A 1,875-nucleotide genomic window follows, 5' to 3' on the forward strand; every position below is an offset into this window, starting at 1 on the left:
GGGACGGCAAGGTTGTATCACCATTCGACGCGACATCTAAGGTGTACAAATGTGGTAATGGGAAATATAAGTGCAAGAATACTGGAAGATACTTTGATGTAAAAACAGGTACTCCATTTGCAAATACCAAGTTGCCTATGAAAAAATGGTTACTTGCAATATTCTTATTCCAAGCTGATAATGGCAGTATTTCTTCATGCCAATTAGCTCGTTTTTTAGAAATAACTCAAAAGTCGGCATGGTATATGCTTATGAAGATTAGAGAGTTTACAACTAAAGCTAATGCAAATAGTTCTAAATTATCTGGTGAAGTTGAAATAGACGAAACGTTTGTAGGTGGAAAGAATGGGAATCGCCATAAAGATAAGAAAGTAGAGAAATGTCAAGGACGTAGCTACAAGGACAAAGTTCCTGTATTTGGAATACTTGAAAGAGGCGGAAAACTTATCGCTAAAGTCGTACCAAATACCCAAGCTAGAACCTTAGTTCCTATTGTAAAGAAGAATGTAGAAGTAGGTAGTACTGTGTATACTGACGGATGGAGTTATAAAGGATTAGAAGGGAAATATGAACAGTTATCAGTAGACCATGGGAAGCATTTTTATGGTGAAACCTATGTTACTGATGATGGAGAAATAATTGTTGTCAGTACAAATGGCATCGAAAACGCATGGTCTTTATTCAAACGAAGATTGAAAGGAACTTATATTAGAGTAAGCAAAAAACATCTGCAAAAGTACGTTGATGAATTTGTATTCCGATTTAATACTCGGAATTTTACCGATTCTCAAAGATTTGATTTACTTTTGCGTAATATTGCTTAATTATGGGAAAGAAGAAATCTAAAAAGATTAGTGATTCAGCATACTTGAAATTACAAGAAATGATAACTGATGGTTTGGACTCCGTTTTGGAAAGCATGAACGAAGTTCTGAAAAATTATCCGTACCCTGAAAAGGAAGCAGGGGCTAAAGAAAAGCCTCCGGTTATTCTTATTAAAAAAGATAAGGGAAAGGAGAAAAAGAAGAAGGACTAACTGTTTGTAATTTATGAAGTTATTCTTATATTTGCAGCGTATCATCGTATAGGTGATGCGCTTTTTTATGATAATATAGCTCAATCGTCCCTGAATCACCACCTCGAGAATGAACGAGTTATATATTACACACGTTGAGGAATCAGCATAGACGCAGATTTCTTGCTCGGTGTGTAATGGCTTGTGGTGAGCCAAGGGACGTAGAGCAATTATCTGCGTCTTTTCATATACTGACGTGTGGTTATTGCTAATAGATTGGAAACATTATTATTTAGTATTAACCAATAAAACGCAAAATGTTATGGAAAAGCAATGTAAAAAGTGCGGCAAAAAGTTAGATAATGATTTTTCTGATTATTGTCTCGATTGTTTAAAGTTTAGCTACTCCAAGTTAGTTAAAGAAAAGCAAGAACAAAAAGAGGATTCTGTATTAAACTCATGTAACAAAGAAGAAGCTACTCTAATTGTAATTGCTAATATTGTACTTACGATAGGAATAATAGCTTCAATCGTTCTCACGTTTATTATGGCATACGATAAATATGGAGATATTCAATATACTGGATTAGCAATCACACTGTCTACTTTACTATCAAGTGTTGTAACTTGGGCTGTACTTTTATGTATAGCAAAAATATCCAAAAACATTAGGGAAATCAGAAATAAATTGCTATCTTAGCAGTCGAAAAAGAAACATGCTCTTTCCAGTTAACACCAACTAGAAAGAGCTTTTTTATTATAACTAAAAGTTATGGCAAACGGCTTTAAGTAAGGGAGATCTTTATACCATCTTAATAAATAGAGATAAGCGAGGTAGGAAAGGTTCTATTATAGCTGTA

At 34.2% G+C, this 1,875-nt stretch carries 3 protein-coding genes; all 3 read left to right on the forward strand.

Annotated elements, in window-relative coordinates; translation table 11 throughout:
* Window positions 1–824, forward strand: an 824-nt coding sequence (locus tag KFO40_RS25520) for an IS1595 family transposase (RefSeq protein ID WP_211146945.1), incomplete at its 5' end; no start/stop codon positions are given.
* 2 nt (window positions 825–826) lie between these two features.
* A complete protein-coding gene (locus tag KFO40_RS25525) occupies window positions 827–1,036 on the forward strand; it encodes a hypothetical protein (protein ID WP_061447511.1) in 210 nt (69 codons plus the stop codon).
* A gap of 301 nt (window positions 1,037–1,337) precedes the next feature.
* The gene (locus tag KFO40_RS25530; RefSeq protein WP_121960406.1) at window positions 1,338–1,715 is read left to right on the forward strand and encodes a hypothetical protein; all 378 of its coding nucleotides are present in this window, start codon (window positions 1,338–1,340) and stop codon (window positions 1,713–1,715) included.
* Window positions 1,716–1,875 lie beyond the last annotated feature (160 nt).

Source organism: Bacteroides sp. 1001302B_160321_D4, from assembly GCF_015667765.1.
GTDB classification, from domain to species: domain Bacteria; phylum Bacteroidota; class Bacteroidia; order Bacteroidales; family Bacteroidaceae; genus Bacteroides; species Bacteroides xylanisolvens.